The sequence below is a fragment of the Klebsiella sp. w6 genome (assembly GCF_033100215.1).
GTDB lineage: Bacteria > Pseudomonadota > Gammaproteobacteria > Enterobacterales > Enterobacteriaceae > Klebsiella > Klebsiella variicola.
The window spans coordinates 4,378,307-4,395,057 of the sequence record NZ_CP136907.1 but is presented as its reverse complement, the minus strand read 5'-3'; the positions used below and the strand labels follow the sequence as shown (position 1 = coordinate 4,395,057).

The 16,751-nt window shown below is 59.5% G+C and carries 14 protein-coding genes; 9 read left to right on the top strand and 5 right to left on the bottom strand.

Annotation, left to right across the window (positions count from 1 at the left end; genetic code table 11):
* The first annotated feature begins 41 nt into the window (after positions 1–41).
* The gene (ppnP, locus tag R0140_RS21575; RefSeq protein WP_002890284.1) at positions 42–326 is read left to right on the top strand and encodes a pyrimidine/purine nucleoside phosphorylase; all 285 of its coding nucleotides are present in this window, start codon (positions 42–44) and stop codon (positions 324–326) included.
* A gap of 71 nt (positions 327–397) precedes the next feature.
* Here ppnP and rdgC read toward each other — a convergent pair whose 3' ends face one another.
* Complete coding sequence (rdgC, locus tag R0140_RS21570; protein ID WP_002890285.1) at positions 398–1,309, bottom strand: recombination-associated protein RdgC; 912 nt, start codon at positions 1,307–1,309, stop codon at positions 398–400.
* Positions 1,310–1,400: 91 nt separating this feature from the next.
* Here rdgC and mak point away from each other — a divergent pair, with 91 nt between their 5' ends.
* Entirely contained in the window at positions 1,401–2,315 is a 915-nt protein-coding gene (gene mak / locus R0140_RS21565) for a fructokinase (RefSeq protein ID WP_012542714.1), read from the top strand.
* A 206-nt stretch (positions 2,316–2,521) separates the two neighbouring features.
* Here mak and sbcC read toward each other — a convergent pair whose 3' ends face one another.
* Both sbcC and sbcD read right to left on the bottom strand, forming a co-directional pair.
* Positions 2,522–5,659 (bottom strand): exonuclease subunit SbcC, encoded by a 3,138-nt coding sequence (sbcC, locus tag R0140_RS21560; protein WP_032739175.1) that lies wholly within the window; start codon positions 5,657–5,659, stop codon positions 2,522–2,524.
* Positions 5,656–6,861 carry an exonuclease subunit SbcD gene (sbcD, locus tag R0140_RS21555; RefSeq protein ID WP_117122337.1) on the bottom strand — a complete coding sequence of 402 codons (1,206 nt, stop codon included), beginning with the start codon at positions 6,859–6,861 and terminating at the stop codon, positions 5,656–5,658. The genes sbcC and sbcD overlap by 4 nt, the downstream gene beginning before the upstream one ends.
* 182 nt (positions 6,862–7,043) lie before the next feature.
* On the opposite strand from sbcD, the gene phoB reads away from it, so the two are divergent.
* Both phoB and phoR read left to right on the top strand, forming a co-directional pair.
* Positions 7,044–7,733, top strand: a complete 690-nt coding sequence (gene phoB / locus R0140_RS21550; RefSeq protein WP_002890343.1) for a phosphate response regulator transcription factor PhoB — start codon at positions 7,044–7,046, stop codon at positions 7,731–7,733.
* A 21-nt stretch (positions 7,734–7,754) separates the two neighbouring features.
* A complete protein-coding gene (gene phoR, locus R0140_RS21545) occupies positions 7,755–9,050 on the top strand; it encodes a phosphate regulon sensor histidine kinase PhoR (protein WP_012968845.1) in 1,296 nt (431 codons plus the stop codon).
* A gap of 80 nt (positions 9,051–9,130) precedes the next feature.
* Here phoR and R0140_RS21540 read toward each other — a convergent pair whose 3' ends face one another.
* Positions 9,131–9,472 (bottom strand): hypothetical protein, encoded by a 342-nt coding sequence (locus R0140_RS21540; protein WP_153242733.1) that lies wholly within the window; start codon positions 9,470–9,472, stop codon positions 9,131–9,133.
* Here R0140_RS21540 and brnQ point away from each other — a divergent pair.
* The 3 genes from brnQ (at position 9,464) to malZ (ending at position 14,211) form a co-directional block, all read left to right on the top strand.
* Complete coding sequence (brnQ, locus tag R0140_RS21535) at positions 9,464–10,783, top strand: branched-chain amino acid transporter carrier protein BrnQ (protein ID WP_008805357.1); 1,320 nt, start codon at positions 9,464–9,466, stop codon at positions 10,781–10,783. The two genes, R0140_RS21540 and brnQ, sit on opposite strands and share 9 nt — an antisense overlap.
* Positions 10,784–10,869: 86 nt before the next feature.
* Positions 10,870–12,243: a proline-specific permease ProY gene (proY, locus tag R0140_RS21530; RefSeq protein WP_023297118.1), complete on the top strand. Its 1,374-nt coding sequence runs from the start codon at positions 10,870–10,872 to the stop codon at positions 12,241–12,243.
* A gap of 150 nt (positions 12,244–12,393) precedes the next feature.
* Complete coding sequence (gene malZ / locus R0140_RS21525) at positions 12,394–14,211, top strand: maltodextrin glucosidase (RefSeq protein ID WP_008805359.1); 1,818 nt, start codon at positions 12,394–12,396, stop codon at positions 14,209–14,211.
* Here malZ and R0140_RS21520 read toward each other — a convergent pair.
* Positions 14,208–15,110: a LysR substrate-binding domain-containing protein gene (locus R0140_RS21520; RefSeq protein WP_038422170.1), complete on the bottom strand. Its 903-nt coding sequence runs from the start codon at positions 15,108–15,110 to the stop codon at positions 14,208–14,210. The genes malZ and R0140_RS21520 overlap by 4 nt on opposite strands.
* 268 nt (positions 15,111–15,378) lie before the next feature.
* Here R0140_RS21520 and R0140_RS21515 point away from each other — a divergent pair, with 268 nt between their 5' ends.
* Positions 15,379–16,020: a hydrolase gene (locus R0140_RS21515; protein WP_012542707.1), complete on the top strand. Its 642-nt coding sequence runs from the start codon at positions 15,379–15,381 to the stop codon at positions 16,018–16,020.
* Between the two features lie 185 nt (positions 16,021–16,205).
* On the top strand, positions 16,206–16,751 hold the full coding sequence (locus R0140_RS21510; protein ID WP_008805362.1) for an antibiotic biosynthesis monooxygenase: 546 nt from the start codon (positions 16,206–16,208) through the stop codon (positions 16,749–16,751).

Below are 16,751 nucleotides of genomic sequence, written 5' to 3'. Positions count from 1 at the left end.
CCTATATTGAGCCTTTAACCGACGATCAGAAGGGCTTGTTTATGCTTCAAAGCAATGAATACTTTGACGGAAAAGTGAAATCCATTGGCTTCACCAGCAGCAGTACCGGTCGCGCCAGCGTTGGCGTGATGGCGGAAGGGGAATACACCTTTGGTACGGCGCAGCCGGAAGAGATGACGGTGGTCAGCGGGGCGCTGAATGTCCTGCTGCCGGGTGAGACTGAGTGGAAAGTTTACGCCGCCGGCGAAGTTTTCAATGTGCCAGGCAACAGCGAATTTCATCTGCAGGTGGCTGAGCCAACCTCTTATCTGTGCCGCTATCTGTAAGCCAGAGTGACGCCCGGCGCCTGCCGCCGGGTTGTTTTTTCCTTCCTGCCTGGCAGGAAGGAAAGCGGCGCTTAGCGCTGCGCTTCGCCGCCGAGCCCTTCTACCAGGCTTTGGATCAGGGCAGCCAGCTCGCCGGTCATTAAGATAAAGTCGGCGTCAAAGCGCTGGGCGAAATCCTCCCGATCGATATCTTCGTTTTGGTCACGTAATTCATCGCAGAACTTGAGGCGCTTAATTGACGCATCGTCGCAGATCACAAACTGAATACGCTGCTGCCAGTCCAGCGCCAGCTTGGTGACGACCTTCCCGGCCTCAATGTGCACGGCGATTTCGTCACTTACCAGATCCTGTTTCTTGGCGCGGATCACGCCGCCATCTTCCAGCATCGCTTTCAGCTCGGCTTCATCCAGCAGCTGGAAGCCCTGCGCCACGGTGCCGGAGCGGACCCACTCGGTCAGCGTCAGCTCAATCGGATTCTCCAGGGTCAGCGGCACCACCGGCAGTGAACCGAGGGTTTTACGCAGCAGGGCCAGCGTGTCTTCCGCTTTCTTCGCGCTGGCGCAGTCCACCATGATCAGGCCGTTAACGGTATCGATCCACATCATCGTCTGGCTGAAGCGGCTGAAGGCGCGCGGCAGCAGCGAGTGCAACACTTCATCTTTCAGGGAATCTTTCTCGGTCTTCTTCAGCTTGCGGCCCTGATCGGCTTCCAGCTTCTGGATCTTCGCCTCCAGCGCCTGCTTGATCACCGGCGACGGCAGGATCTTTTCTTCTTTACGCGCGCAGATAATGATCTGGCCGTTTGCCGTATGCGTCAGCGCGTCGCTGTGCGATCCCATCGGCGACACCCAACCGGTTTTCGCCATATCCTGGCTGCCACACGGGGTAAATGTCAGCTCGGCCAGCTGTTTTTCCATCTCCTCGGCGCGCAATTCGATATCGCGGCTGAGACGGTAAACCATTAAATTTTTGAACCACAGCATGATAATTTCCACGGCTTTGTCGTTAAATCAGGCGGGCATGATAGCGAATTGTCGCTATGCTTGCATTGTTAATCGGGGTGAGGAGCTGAGCGTGCGTATTGGTATTGATTTAGGTGGAACAAAAACCGAAGTGATAGCCCTGAGCGACCAGGGAGAGCAGCTGTTTCGCCACCGGTTACCCACGCCGCGTGAGGACTACCGGCAAACCATCGAGACTATCGCCACCCTGGTGGCGATGGCCGAGCAGGCGACCGGGCAGCAGGGTACCGTGGGGATGGGCATTCCTGGCGCAATTTCGCCCTATACCGGGGTGGTGAAAAACGCCAACTCGACCTGGCTCAACGGCCAGCCCTTTGATAAGGATCTCAGCCTGCGCCTTGAGCGTGAAGTCCGGCTGGCCAACGACGCCAACTGTCTGGCGGTGTCGGAGGCGGTGGACGGCGCGGCGGCGGGGGCGCAAACGGTGTTTGCGGTGATTATCGGCACCGGCTGCGGCGCCGGGGTGGCGCTCAACGGGCGGGCGCATATCGGCGGCAACGGTAACGCCGGCGAGTGGGGGCATAACCCGCTGCCGTGGATGAACGACGATGAGCTGCGCTATCGCGCCGAAGTGCCCTGCTACTGCGGTAAACAGGGATGTATCGAAACCTTTATCTCCGGCACCGGCTTTGCCACCGACTACCAGCGGCTGAGCGGCAAGGGGTTAACCGGCAGCGAGATTATGCGTCTGGTGGGCGAAGGTGACGAAAAGGCCGAACTGGCGCTGAGCCGCTATGAACAGCGGCTGGCGAAATCGCTGGCCCACGTGGTGAATATCCTCGACCCGGACGTTATCGTGCTGGGCGGCGGGATGAGCAACGTCGAGCGTCTGTATCAAACGGTACCGGACCTGGTGAAGCAGTGGGTCTTCGGCGGCGAGTGTGAAACGCCGATCCGCAAAGCGTTGCACGGTGACTCCAGCGGAGTACGCGGCGCGGCCTGGCTGTGGCCGCTCCAGGGGACCTGAACCGCTCCCCCTCACCCCGGCCCTCTCCCTGCAGGGAGAGGGAGAAAAGCGGTACGGTGCGGGTGGTAGAGGCAGTGGCCGGGAACCCCTCATCCTGCAGGGAGAGGGGAATCGCAATAGCGTGCGAAATTACAGACCGGCGCCGGACGGTTCCCTCTCCCTCCGGGAAAGGGTTAGGGTAAGGGGACATCGCCATAATTCAGACCTCACTCCACCGCAAACACTCTGTCCAGCCGACTGTAGCCCAGGCCATTTATCTTCTTCACTTTGATCTGCACCGGAATACGTTCCTTCATTGCCTCCACGTGGCTGATCACCCCGATAATTTTGCCGCTGGCGTTAAGGGCATCCAGGGCGTCCAGCGCCGTATCCAGCGTTTCGCTGTCGAGGGTGCCAAAGCCTTCATCGAGAAACAGGGAGTCAATCCGTGTCTTATGGCTCACCAGGTCTGACAGCGCCAGGGCCAGCGCCAGGCTGACGAGGAAACTTTCGCCGCCGGAGAGAGTGCGGGTGTCGCGCACGGCGTCGGCCTGCCAGGTATCGACCACCTCCAGCTCCAGCGCCTCGCTGGCCTTGCGTTGCAGCAGATAGCGGCCGTGCAGGCGGTTGAGCTGCTGGTTTGCCAGCCAGACCAGATTATCCAGCGTCAGCCCCTGGGCGAATTTGCGGAACCGGTCGCCGGTGCTGGAGCCGATCAGCGAATTCAGATAGCCCCAGTCGTCCGCCAGCTGCGCCGCCTCTGCAATCTGCTGCCCCAGCGCCTGCTGCTGCTGGCGGCTTTCATTATCCTGCCTGAGCTGCTGGCGGATCTCACCCTGACGGGTCGTGTTGTCCCGCAGCCGCTGGGCCAGGGCGTGCAGCTGCGTTTGCAGGGTGGGGCCGTCCGCGTCTGATCCTTGCGGCCGCAGCGCCAGATGCGCCTGTTGCTGCTGAGTCGCCTGCTCGCAGAGCACCGTCGCTTGCTGAAGCTGCTGCTCAAGCGACTGTTTTAACTGCGTCAGCCGCTGGGCGGTCTCGTCATCCAGCAGTGCGGCGAGGAACGCCTCCCGATCGTTGAAGCGGCTGGCGGCCAGGGCAGTCGTGAATTGCGTCTGTGACTGATGTACGCGCGCCGTTTCTTCGGTCTCCAGTTGCTGCTGGGCGACAAGCTGGCTGTGCAGCGACAGGCATTCCTCGTGGATTTCGCGCCAGTTGTCCGGGATCACCGGCTCAGCCTCCGCGTCATCCTCATCGCCGGGCGGCAGCGTATCGAGCAGCGGTTTCAGGGCGGCGATCTGCTCCTGGAGCGCGCCATGCCGCGTCTGTTGCGCCTGCCACCGGGCAAATTCGCTTTCGCGAGCGTGCAGCCAGGCGGCTTCTGCGCCTTCTTCCGGCAGGCTGAGCGACAGCGTCTGCAGGGCGTTCTCCAGCCCCTGGCGCGTGGTCTCCAGCTGCTGGTGAGCCTGGCGCTCCAGCGCTTGCTGGTCGTTGAGCTGGCTCTGTAACATCAGACGCTGGCTGAGCTGATAGAGCTGCTGCTCGTAGCGCTCCTGCTCCTGCATCCAGTCGTTTATCTCTTGCGCAATATCCCGCGTGACCTGCAGAGCGGCGCAGGTTTCCTGCCACGCTTTAGTGAGCGCTTGCTCTTCCTCTGTGAGCCGCCGGGCCGCTTCGGTCTCACGCTGGAGCTGCTGCGTCAGGGCGTTGACCTGCCCGAGGACCAGCAGACCTTCTTCTTTCAGCGCGGCGACCTCTTTTTCCAGCGCGTCGCGGCGGCGCTGATTATCCGTGACCGTTAGGGAGGCGTATTGCTCAATCGCCGGATGTTCACAGGATCCGCACAGCGGGCAGGGCTTCCCCGCCTCAAGCCGGGCGCGGTAACCTTCCAGATCTTTAATCGTTTCTTCCCGCTGGCAGAGCGCCTTCAGGTCGAGATAGTGCTGGTTTTTGTCTTTATATTGCTCCCGACGTTGCGTCAGGGTGGCATTGAGTTTTGCCTGCTCCGTTTGCGCCTGCTGGATGTTCTCGGCGCTCTGCCGCAGGCGTTTGTGCAACTGCTGATGCTGTTCATGCAGGGAGAGCAGCCGCTGGCGCAGCGGCCGCGATTGCGTTTGCTGCGCCATCGCCGCCGCGACTTCCTCTGCGGACAATGACAGGGAGCTGGCCGGCAGAGCGCTTAGTTTCTGGCGCAGCGCGGCCAGGCGGGTGGTCTGAGCCGTTAGCTGCTGTTTATCGCGCGTCAGTTGCGAGAATTGCGCCCGCCAGCCGGCAATCTCCTGGCCCCATAAGCGGAATCGGTCATGGGCCGCCAGCCACTGCGCCAGGTCCGTCAGTTCAGCCTGACGCTGCTGCTGAGCGTGCAGGGCGCTGCGGCGGATGCGCGCGCGCTGCGCGGTGCAGGCAAGTAAGCGAGCATTTACTTCGTTGATCCGTTGCCGGGTTTGCGCCAGACCTGCCACCTGTTCCTGCTGACGCTCCCACAGGGGGCGAAGTTGGGCGGCCGGCTGGGCCAGCTCAAGCTTCGCCAGCGCCGGGGCGGCGTCGGTCAGCGCCTGGCGGGCCTGCTGCTGCCGGCTAACCGCCTGCTGGTGCTGCTGCGCCAGCTCGTCGCAGCGCGTCAGCCACTGAAGCTGCTGTTGCTGGTTTTGCTGCTGCGTTAGCAGGGTTTTTTCTTCGTCAGTGAGTACCTGCAAACTTTCCTGCAGCGCCTGCTGCTGCGCTTCCGTCAGCAGAACGATGCCCGCCGCCTGGGCTTCGAACTTCTCCAGCGCGTGGCGAGCAGCTTTGTGCTGTTCGTAGACCATGGCCGAAATCTGGCCGTAGATTTCCGTGCCGGTCAGCTCCTCCAGCAGCTCCGCGCGATCGCTCGGCTTCGCGTTCAGGAAGGCGGCAAATTGTCCCTGGGAAAGCAGCATCGAGCGGGTGAAACGGCCATAGTCTAGCCCGGTGAGCGTCGCGGTTTGCTCCAGTTTGTCCGAGACCTTATCGGCGAGGATTTTGCCGTCGGCGCAGCGTGCCAGCTCGACGCGGGGCGCCTGCAGATTGCCATCCGGTTGGTTGCGTGCCCGGTTCTGGCTCCAGAAAGCGCGGTAGGCGGTGCCTTTGACTTCAAACTCGACCTCCGCCAGACATTCGGCGGTATCGCGGGTCATCAGGTCATTTTGCGACTGGGAAACTTTATTCAGGCGCGGCGTCTCGTGATAAAGCGCCAGGCAAATGGCATCGAGCAGGGTGGTTTTGCCGGCGCCGGTGGCGCCGGTAATGGCGAACAGGCCGTTGCTGACGAACGGCTCGGCGGTAAAGTCTATCTTCCATTCACCCTTCAGGGAGTTGAGGTTTTTCAGACGCAGACTGAGGATTTTCATGCGTTTTCGTCCTCCGCGGTGAGCGTATGCAGCGTATGGGTGAACAGCTCGTGCAGCCGGGCGCGCTTGTCATCGTCAATCTCGGTCAGCGCCAGCCGGCGCTCGAACACCTCTTCCACCTTCAGTTCGCTGAGGGTCTCCCGCTGGGCGTTGAGCAATATTTTCTCGCGCTGCTCGCGGCTGCGGCGTACCAGCAACACTTCCACCGGCAGATCCTCCGTCAGCGCCTGAATATGACGCTGAATATCGTGCAGGTAGTCCTCCGTGGTAATTTCGATATCCAGCCACACCGGCGGGTCCTGCTCGACGCCGTGCCACTGCTCCAGCTGGGCGGTGATGGCGGCCAGATCGCCTTTGATCACTGCCAGCGGCTGGGTCACGGGCACCTCCAGGGTTTCCACGGCGCTGAGGCGCCCGTCGTTAAAACTCACCAGGTGCACCGATTTGGCTTTGCCGGTTTCATCGAAGCTCAGCGGCAGCGGCGAGCCGCTGTAGCGGATGTGCTCGCAGCCACCGACCACCTGCGCCCGATGAATATGGCCCAGCGCAATGTAGTCGGCAGGCGGGAAGTGTTGCGCCGGAAAGGCATCCAGCGTGCCGATGTAAATGTCGCGGACGGCATCGCTTTTGCTGGCGCCGACGGTGGTCAGGTGGCCGCTGGCAATGATGGGCAGCGGCCGATCGCCGCGCAGCGCGCAGGCCTGCTGATACTGCTCCTGATAATAGTCGCTGATGGCGTGCAGTAGCTGTTGCTGTTTTTCCCGACCGGAGTGGCCGGCCTGACTGGTAACCAGCTCGCGGGGGCGTAAAAACGGCACCGGGCAAAAGATGGCGCCAGGGGTGCCGTCGCGCAACGGCAGCTCAATGGGCGCGTAGCCGGCGTTCGCCACCACGGTGGTGTGCAAAAAGGCGAGAATATCGCGGGACTCATTGAGCATCGCCACTGAATCGTGATTGCCCGCCAGCACCACCAGGCGACAGCCGGTCTGCTGCAACTGGACGACAAAACGGTTATACAGCTCGCGGGCATAGCTCGGCGGCGAGCCGGTATCAAAAATATCGCCAGCCACGATAATGGCGTCGACTTCATGCTCCTGCGCGCGGGCCAGCAGCCAGGTAAGAAAAGCGTCGTGTTCTGCCGCGCGGCTTTTGCTGTAAAAATTCTGGCCCAAATGCCAGTCGGAGGTGTGAAGGAGGCGCATAAATCTTCCCTAGCGAAAAAAGCATGGGCGGCAGTATATCATTTGTCGGCGCGGGGTAAGTCCGCGTCATGCTTCAAATTACCCGATCATCAGACCGTCATTTTTTTCATAAATCTGTCACAAAAGTGACGCATAATGACGCCGCACTTCTATACTGATGGCTAAAAAACACAGGGTAAATAATGGCGAGAAGAATTCTGGTCGTTGAAGATGAAGCTCCAATCCGCGAAATGGTCTGCTTTGTTCTGGAGCAAAATGGCTTTCAGCCCGTCGAGGCGGAAGATTATGACAGCGCGGTGAATCAACTCAATGAACCCTGGCCTGATTTGATTCTCCTTGACTGGATGCTGCCGGGTGGTTCGGGGCTGCAGTTTATTAAGTTGCTCAAGCGCGAGGCGATGACGCGGGATATCCCGGTTGTGATGCTGACCGCGCGTGGAGAAGAAGAGGATCGTGTTCGCGGCCTGGAGACCGGCGCGGACGACTATATTACCAAGCCTTTCTCACCGAAAGAGCTGGTGGCGCGGATCAAAGCGGTGATGCGCCGTATTTCGCCGATGGCGGTGGAAGAGGTGATCGAAATGCAGGGTCTGAGCCTCGACCCTTCGTCGCATCGGGTGATGACCGGCGACAGTCCGCTGGACATGGGGCCGACGGAATTTAAATTATTGCACTTCTTTATGACCCATCCTGAGCGAGTGTACAGCCGCGAGCAGTTGCTGAACCACGTCTGGGGAACCAACGTCTATGTGGAAGACCGCACGGTGGACGTCCATATTCGCCGCCTGCGCAAAGCGCTGGAACACAGTGGCCATGATCGTATGGTGCAAACGGTTCGCGGCACGGGGTATCGTTTCTCCGCCCGTTTCTGAATTTTGACAGGAGTGTGACCCGTGCTGGAACGGCTGTCATGGAAAAGGCTGGCGCTGGAGCTCTTTTTAGCGTGTATTCCGGCCCTGATTCTGGGGGCGTTTGTGGGTCATCTGCCGTGGTTTTTACTGGCGGCAGTGACCGGTTTGCTGATCTGGCATTTCTGGAATTTGATGCGCCTGTCGTGGTGGTTGTGGGTGGATCGGAGCATGACTCCTCCGCCTGGACGCGGCAGCTGGGAGCCGCTGCTGTATGGTCTGCATCAGATGCAGATGCGTAATAAAAAGCGTCGACGCGAGCTGGGAAGCCTGATTAAACGCTTTCGCAGCGGGGCGGAATCGCTGCCGGATGCGGTTGTACTGACCACGGAAGAGGGGGCCATTTTCTGGTGTAATGGCCTGGCGCAGCAGATTTTAAACCTGCGCTGGCCGGACGACAGTGGCCAAAATATTCTCAACCTCCTGCGTTATCCCGAGTTCGCCAACTATCTGAAACAGCGTGATTTTTCTAAGCCACTCAACCTGGTGCTGAATAACGCTCGCCATCTGGAAATTCGCGTGATGCCTTACACCGACAAGCAGTGGCTGATGGTGGCGCGCGACGTGACGCAGATGCATCAGCTGGAAGGGGCGCGGCGGAACTTTTTCGCCAACGTCAGCCATGAACTGCGCACCCCGCTGACGGTGCTGCAGGGCTATCTGGAGATGATGCAGGAGCAGGTACTGGAGGGGGCGACGCGGGAAAAAGCCCTGCACACCATGCGAGAGCAAACTCAGCGTATGGAAGGGCTGGTGAAGCAGTTGCTGACGCTGTCGCGCATTGAAGCCGCGCCGGCGCTGGCGATGAATGACCGCATCGACGTGCCGATGATGCTGCGGGTGGTGGAGCGCGAGGCGCAAACTCTCAGCCAGGAGAAACAGACGCTGATCTTCACCGTTGACGAGCAGCTCAAGGTGCTGGGTAATGAGGAGCAACTGCGCAGCGCCATTTCCAATCTGGTCTATAACGCGGTGAACCACACCCCGCCGGGGACCGAAATTCGCGTCAGCTGGCAGCGGACCCCGCAGGGGGCGCTGTTCAGCGTCGAGGATAATGGGCCAGGCATTGCGCCAGAGCATATTCCCCGTTTGACCGAGCGTTTTTATCGGGTGGATAAAGCTCGCTCCCGGCAAACGGGGGGCAGCGGCCTGGGACTGGCGATCGTCAAACACGCGGTCAACCATCATGACAGCCGGCTGGAGATCGACAGCACGGTGGGCAAGGGAACCCGTTTTAGCTTCCTGCTCCCGGAACGATTAATTGCCAGAAACGACGCCTGATCGGCGTGCTGTCAGCTTATCTTGCCAATGACCAGCCCCGGCTGGTCATTTTCGTTGGCATCCCTTTTTTCCTCGCCTATTTAATGAACGCGTGCTGCTTTTTTGTTCGCATGATAAGCCACGGGTTTTCCATCAATATGGTAAATGATTCTGGTGTGAAACTGATAACCAGCATAATCATCTGCTTTTGCGATCGTGCCTTGCTTTAAAACGTTATAAGCGTTTAAATTGCGCCTGCGCAGTCGATGACAGACTGCTTTTGCGTGGTAATACCAAAAACAATTCTTTCCCACGCCGCTTCGGGAGCATATCTCGCTGAGTTTACCGGCAATGGCCGCTGTATCGTCCCTGAGAGGGGAGCGCGGTATTTTTCCATTTTTTACAACACCACATCCACAGGCAGTAATGAATTTATGACCCATCAGTTAAAATCTCGCGACATCATAGCGTTGGGCTTTATGACCTTCGCGTTGTTTGTTGGCGCAGGCAACATAATTTTCCCTCCGATGGTTGGCTTACAGGCGGGCGAGCACGTCTGGACAGCGGCGATCGGCTTCCTGATCACTGCGGTGGGTCTGCCGGTGCTGACGGTGGTGGCGCTGGCGAAAGTCGGCGGCGGCGTTGAAAGCCTGAGCACCCCGATTGGTAAAGTGGCGGGTATCCTGCTGGCGGTGGTGTGTTATCTCGCGGTGGGACCGCTGTTCGCGACCCCGCGCACCGCGACCGTCTCCTTTGAGGTCGGTATTGCGCCGCTGACCGGCGACGGCCCGCTGCCGCTGCTGATCTACAGCGTTATCTATTTCGCGCTGGTGATTCTGGTCTCCCTCTATCCGGGCAAACTGCTGGACACCGTGGGTAACTTCCTTGCGCCGCTGAAAATTATCGCCCTGATTGTGCTGGCGGTCGCGGCCATCATCTGGCCAGCGGGCCCGATCAGCGACGCGCTGGAAGCGTATCGTACGGCGCCATTCTCCAATGGCTTCGTCAACGGCTACCTGACCATGGATACCCTCGGCGCGATGGTGTTCGGGATCGTGATTGTCAATGCGGCACGCTCCCGCGGCGTCAGCGAAGCGCGTCTGTTGACCCGCTACACCGTCTGGGCTGGCCTGATGGCAGGCGTTGGCCTGACGCTGCTGTACCTGGCGTTGTTCCGTCTGGGTTCTGACAGCGCCACTCTCGTGGACCAGTCCGCCAACGGCGCGGCCATTCTGCACTCCTACGTGCAGCACACCTTCGGCGGGGCGGGCAGCTTCCTGCTGGCGGCGCTGATCTTCATCGCTTGTCTGGTGACGGCGGTGGGCCTGACCTGCGCCTGCGCCGAGTTCTTTGCCCAGTATCTGCCGTTCTCCTATCGCACGCTGGTCTTTATCCTTGGCCTGTTCTCGATGGCGGTCTCCAATCTGGGGCTGAGCCATCTGATTCAGGTGTCAATTCCGGTGCTGACCGCTATCTATCCGCCGTGTATCGCACTGGTTGTATTAAGCTTTACCCGCAGTTGGTGGCATAATTCGTCCCGCGTTATCGCGCCGGCCATGTTTATCAGTCTGATGTTTGGTATCATTGACGGGATTAAGTCATCGGCGTTTGCCGCGATTCTGCCGGCCTGGACCGCGCGTCTGCCGCTGGCGGAGCAGGGCCTGGCCTGGCTGATGCCCACCGCCGTGATGGTGTTCCTCGCGGTGATCTGGGATCGCGCAGCCGGACGTCAGGTGACTTCCAGCGCCCATTAACAGGCGTTAAGGAAAAGCGTTTAACCACGGGACTTCGGGTTCCGTGGTTTTTTATTTTTTGTGTTAAACGGCATTGAAAAACCACGATGGAAAGTAGTAACAAGCTTAAGCGCGGGCTAAGCACCCGGCATATCCGCTTTATGGCCCTGGGTTCCGCCATCGGCACCGGGCTTTTTTACGGCTCAGCCGACGCCATTAAGATGGCCGGACCCAGCGTGCTGTTGGCCTACATTATCGGTGGCGTCGCGGCATATATCATTATGCGGGCGCTCGGTGAGATGTCGGTGCATAACCCTGCCGCCAGCTCATTTTCCCGCTATGCCCAGGAAAACCTCGGCGGACTGGCGGGCTATATCACCGGCTGGACCTACTGCTTCGAAATCCTGATCGTCGCCATCGCCGACGTCACCGCCTTCGGTATCTACATGGGCGTCTGGTTCCCGACGGTACCGCACTGGATCTGGGTGCTCAGCGTGGTACTGATCATCTGCGCCGTCAACCTGATGAGCGTCAAGGTGTTTGGTGAGCTGGAGTTCTGGTTCTCGTTCTTCAAAGTGGCCACCATTATCATCATGATCCTCGCCGGGTTCGGCATTATTATCTGGGGGATCGGCAACGGCGGCCAGCCGACCGGCATTCATAACCTGTGGAGCAACGGCGGCTTCTTCAGCAACGGCTGGCTGGGGATGGTGATGTCGCTGCAGATGGTGATGTTCGCCTACGGCGGCATCGAAATCATCGGTATTACCGCCGGTGAGGCGAAAGACCCGGAGAAATCCATTCCGCGCGCGATCAACTCGGTGCCGATGCGTATTCTGGTGTTCTACGTCGGCACACTGTTCGTCATTATGTCCATCTATCCGTGGAATCAGGTGGGAACCGACGGCAGCCCCTTTGTCCTGACCTTCCAGCATCTGGGCATTACCTTCGCGGCCAGTATTCTTAACTTCGTGGTCCTGACAGCCTCCCTGTCGGCGATTAACTCCGACGTTTTCGGCGTGGGCCGTATGCTGCACGGTATGGCTGAGCAGGGCAGCGCGCCGAAGGTGTTCGCTAAAACGTCGCGCCGCGGTATTCCGTGGGTGACGGTGATAGTGATGACTATTGCGCTGTTGTTTGCGGTGTATCTCAATTACATCATGCCGGAAAACGTCTTCCTGGTGATCGCCTCCCTGGCCACCTTCGCCACGGTGTGGGTGTGGATTATGATCCTGTTGTCACAGATTGCCTTCCGCCGCCGTCTGTCGCCCGAAGAGGTCAAGGCGCTGAAATTCAAAGTGCCCGGCGGAGTGGTGACCACGGTAGTCGGCCTGGTGTTCCTGGCCTTTATTATCGCCCTGATCGGCTATCATCCGGATACCCGTATCTCGCTGTATGTCGGTATGGCGTGGATCGGCCTGCTGCTGCTGGGCTGGGTCTTTAAGACCCGTCGCGATCGCCGCCTGGCGCAGGCACAGTAAATGCACCGCCCCGGTCAGCATCACGCGACCGGGGCGGCTTGCAGTCCCGCGTCCTCCCCCGTTATCCTCCCCCAAAAAATCCTGTGATGATGAGTTCTGCGCCTGACGGCTATGGCAAGGTGTGCCCATTCTGCACAATGAGGATTCACGATGTTGAAGGCATGGCACCTTCCGGTTGCACCCTTTATCAAGGTGCAACAGGACCGACTGTTTATTACCCTGTGGTTAAGCGGTGAGTCGCTGCCGCAGCGGATCACGCTGCGCGCGGAAGAGGATAACGAAGAGCTGTCGCTGCCGATGCAGCGGCTCCGTCAGGCGCCGCAGCCAGGCGTGGTGGCATGGCGCGGTGAAATCTCTCTCGCCAGCGGCCAGCCGCGCCGCCGCTACAGCTTTAAGCTGCTGTGGGCCGACCATCAGCGCTGGTTTACGCCACAAGGTTTCACCCGTTTCCCGCCGGCCAGGCTGGAACAGTTTGCCATTGACCTGCCGGACGCCGGCCCGCAGTGGGTGGCCGATCAGGTGTTCTATCAGATTTTCCCCGATCGCTTTGCCCGCAGCGCCGCGCGTGACGCCGACCAGGATGCGGTCTATTACCATCACGCGGCGGGACGGGAGATTGTGCGCAAGGCGTGGGACGAACCGCTAACCGGTGAAGCGGGCGGGTCGACGTTCTACGGCGGCGATCTCGACGGCATCAGCGAAAAACTTCCCTACCTGAAGCAGCTCGGCGTCACCGCCCTCTATCTGAACCCGGTTTTCGCCGCCCCCAGCGTGCATAAATACGATACCGAGGATTATCGGCGCGTCGATCCGCAGTTTGGCGGCGACGCGGCGCTGCTCCGGCTGCGCCACAACACCCAGCGGGCGGGGATGCGCATGATCCTCGACGGGGTGTTCAACCATACCGGCGATTCCCATCCCTGGTTCGACCGACACCAGCAGGGCAGCGGCGGCGCCGGCCATTACCCGGATTCTCCGTGGCGCGACTGGTTTACCTTCTCAGAGGAGGGGCAGGCGCACAACTGGCTGGGCTATGCCAGTCTGCCGAAGCTCGACTATCGGTCGACCAGCCTGGTCAACGAGATCTATGCCGGCGAGGACAGTATCGTACGCCACTGGCTGAAAGCGCCGTGGAGCATGGACGGCTGGCGTCTGGACGTGGTGCATATGCTGGGCGAAGGCGGCGGGGCGCGGAATAACCTGCAGCATATCGCCGGCATCACTCAGGCGGCAAAACAAACGCAGCCGGAAGCCTTTGTCTTTGGCGAACATTTTGGCGATGCGCGACAATGGCTGCAGGCGGATGCCGAAGATGCGGCGATGAACTATCGCGGCTTTACCTTCCCGATCTGGGGATTCCTCGCCAATACCGATATCTCTTACGATCCGCAGAAGATAGACGCCCAGACCTGTATGGCGTGGATGGATAATTATCGCGCCGGGCTGTCGCATCAGCAGCAGCTGCGGATGTTCAACCAGCTCGACAGCCATGATACGGCGCGCTTTAAATCTCTCCTTGGTAAAGACGTAGCGCGCCTGCCGCTGGCGGTGGTGTGGCTGTTTAGCTGGCCGGGCGTACCGTGTATCTACTACGGCGACGAGGTGGGCGTGGATGGCAACAACGATCCGTTCTGCCGCAAACCGTTCCCGTGGGATCCGGCGCTGCAGGATACCCAACTGCTGGCGCTGTATCAGCGGATGGCGAAACTGCGTAAGGCCCAGCAGGCGCTGCGCTACGGCGGCTGTCAGGTGATTTACGCCGAGGATAACGTGGTGGTGTTTGTCCGGGTCTATAAACAGCAGCGCGTGCTGGTGGCGATTAACCGCGGGGAAGCCTGCGAGGTGGTTATCGAGGATTCGCCGCTGCTGAACGTGGCCGGGTGGACGCTGCTGGAAGGCGCCGGCGCCTTTCAGGACGGGGTGCTGACCCTTCCGGCCATCTCCGCCAGCGTCTGGTCCGGCCGTTAACGGTAGAGCTGGCTCAGCAGGTCGCCGCGGAGGAGCGCCTCCCGCCACCAGCGCTGAGCCAGCCCGTCATTCCCGCTGCGCCAGGCCATGTAGGTGATATCTTTTTCCCGCCAGCAGGCGACGCTTTTCTCCACCAGACTGCCGTTTTCCAGCCACGGGCGAGCGATATGGCGCGGTAGAAAGCCGCAGCCCAACCCGGCGCACAGCAGTTCGACTTTACTGGCGAAATCATCGACGCCGATTTGCGGCTGCTCGTCGAGGAGATTGCTGTTTAGCGGATGGCAATAACGGGCGCTGTCGCGGATCACGATGGCCCGATGTTGGCTGAGCTGTTTATTGGTCAGTGGCTCCTTCGCCTGAGCCAGCGGGTGGGCGGGGGCAACCACGAAAATGTTATCCAGCGCGCCGAGGGTTTGCCATGACCACTCTGCAGAGGTCGGGGGTTCATTGATGGCGCCGAGGATAATATCCGCGCCATGGTGGGTCAGCTCTTCCCACGAACCGGCGAGGGTGTGATGACTGAAGTTCAGGCGCGTCTGCGGATTTTGCGCATAAAATTCGGCGATCAGCGGTAGCAGGGCAGAAAAGGGAAACGAAGCATCGAGAGCGATCGCCAGCTCTCGCTCCCAGCCCGCGCTCAGCTGCTGCGCCTGCTTTTCCAGATCTCTGGCGGCGCTCAACAGCTGCCGTCCCTTCTCCAGCATCAGCCTACCGGTATCGGTAAACTTCGCCCGGTGGCCAGAGCGATCCAACAGCACAATATCCAGATCGCTCTCCAGCTTCTGGATCATATAGCTCAGGGCGGCGGGGGTTTTATACAGCGACTCCGCGGCGGTGGCGAAGGACCCGTGTCTGTCCAGGGCATCAAGGATCATAAGTACATCAAAATTCACACGCATGGGGGAGCTATCCATTAATTTATTTTCCCTTGTTGTACCTAAGCACAATAATCAATGCCAGTGAATAAATCAGAACAGTTTGGCGTAAAAATTTGATTAATGCGGATGCGAGCAAATCCTTGCTACGGGCAAAAAAATAAACCACAAAAAAACTTTAATAACTTGTTAGAAATAACTGGCTATACTCACCATGCTTTATCAGTCAGGATCCACACGACGCATTAACCATCATGTCATCTTTTTAACTAATTGATTAAGAAGGTATTTAATGTCTATTCGTGAACTGCTCGATCCCACTAATTCCGCACTTATCTTTATTGACCACCAGCCGCAGATGTCATTTGGCGTGGCGAATATCGATCGCCAGACCCTGAAAAATAACACCGTGGCGCTGGCGAAAGCGGGCAAAATTTTTAATGTGCCGGTGATTTATACCTCCGTAGAGACCACAAGCTTCAGCGGTTATATCTGGCCGGAATTATTGGCTGTGCATCCTGACGTCAAGCCGATTGAACGTACCTCAATGAACTCCTGGGAAGACGACGCGTTTGTGGCGGCGGTGAAAGCGACCGGCCGTAAAAAGCTGGTGATTTCCGCCCTGTGGACCGAAGTCTGCCTGACCTTCCCGGCGTTGATGGCGCTGGAGGCGGGCTACGAGGTCTATGTGGTGACGGATACCTCCGGCGGCACCTCTGTCGACGCCCATGAGCGGTCTATTGATCGGATGGTGCAGGCGGGGGCGGTGCCGGTGACCTGGCAACAGGTGCTGCTGGAGTACCAGCGCGACTGGTCGCGCAAAGCGACCTACGATGCGGTGATGGACCTCGTACGCGAACACAGCGGCGCCTACGGGATGGGCGTGGATTACGCTTATACCATGGTGCATGGCGCACCGGAGCGTAAAGCGTAAATCACTTCATCCTTCAGGCTGCCTGATCTTCGGCTGCGTTTACCCGTCCCCGGTCGCTGACTTATCTCCGCTCAGGGGGACGTGCCGGCTTGCCGCCTCGACGTAGCATGAATGATGTTGTGTATGGTCATCTGTGGCTAATGGCGGGAACAATCCCGCCATTCCCCTGAAGCAAGGAACTCTCTATGGCGCAGCAAAAATCGGTGACCCTGGTCATCAGCCATCTGCTCGATCCGCAACACGGCCAGCGCTACGAGGAGTGGCTCGGTAAAATTATGCCCATTGCGGCCGAGTTTCCCGGCCATCTCGGCGCGAATGTGATCCGGCCCGCCGCAGGGCAGAATCTGTGGAGCGTCATAATCCGCTTCGATACCCTGGAGCACCTCTACGCCTGGACGCAGTCGGAAACCCGTCGGCAGCTGGTGGCAGAGATTGCGCCGCTGCTGACGGAAGGCGATCGGACGGAGGTGCGGACCGAGCCGGCCTTCTGGTTTACCCCGCCGACGGCGAACGTGCGCCAGCCGCGGCGCTGGAAACAGTTTCTGATCACCCTGCTGGTGATTTTTCCCAGCACCAACCTGGTGCCTGCGGTCACCGGTATGCTGTTGCCGTCGCTCAAAGGGAGCCTGCTGCTGCACCTGATCAATGATGCCTGCGTGGTTGCGCTGGTGGTCTGGTTCTGGATGCCCATCGTGACCCGCCTGTTTGCTGGCTGGTTAAAGAAAAACTGA

Bases quoted from the DNA above. Each gene is read 5' to 3' on its own strand.
- R0140_RS21520 (WP_038422170.1), bottom strand. From the start codon at position 15,110: ATGCGTGTGAATTTTGATGTACTTATGATCCTTGATGCCCTGGACAGA.
- R0140_RS21515 (WP_012542707.1), top strand. From the start codon at position 15,379: ATGTCTATTCGTGAACTGCTCGATCCCACTAATTCCGCACTTATCTTT.
- sbcD (WP_117122337.1), bottom strand. From the start codon at position 6,861: ATGCGCCTCCTTCACACCTCCGACTGGCATTTGGGCCAGAATTTTTAC.
- R0140_RS21510 (WP_008805362.1), top strand. From the start codon at position 16,206: ATGGCGCAGCAAAAATCGGTGACCCTGGTCATCAGCCATCTGCTCGAT.
- sbcC (WP_032739175.1), bottom strand. From the start codon at position 5,659: ATGAAAATCCTCAGTCTGCGTCTGAAAAACCTCAACTCCCTGAAGGGT.
- brnQ (WP_008805357.1), top strand. From the start codon at position 9,464: ATGACCCATCAGTTAAAATCTCGCGACATCATAGCGTTGGGCTTTATG.
- R0140_RS21540 (WP_153242733.1), bottom strand. From the start codon at position 9,472: ATGGGTCATAAATTCATTACTGCCTGTGGATGTGGTGTTGTAAAAAAT.
- rdgC (WP_002890285.1), bottom strand. From the start codon at position 1,309: ATGCTGTGGTTCAAAAATTTAATGGTTTACCGTCTCAGCCGCGATATC.
- malZ (WP_008805359.1), top strand. From the start codon at position 12,394: ATGTTGAAGGCATGGCACCTTCCGGTTGCACCCTTTATCAAGGTGCAA.
- proY (WP_023297118.1), top strand. From the start codon at position 10,870: ATGGAAAGTAGTAACAAGCTTAAGCGCGGGCTAAGCACCCGGCATATC.
- phoB (WP_002890343.1), top strand. From the start codon at position 7,044: ATGGCGAGAAGAATTCTGGTCGTTGAAGATGAAGCTCCAATCCGCGAA.
- ppnP (WP_002890284.1), top strand. From the start codon at position 42: ATGCTTCAAAGCAATGAATACTTTGACGGAAAAGTGAAATCCATTGGC.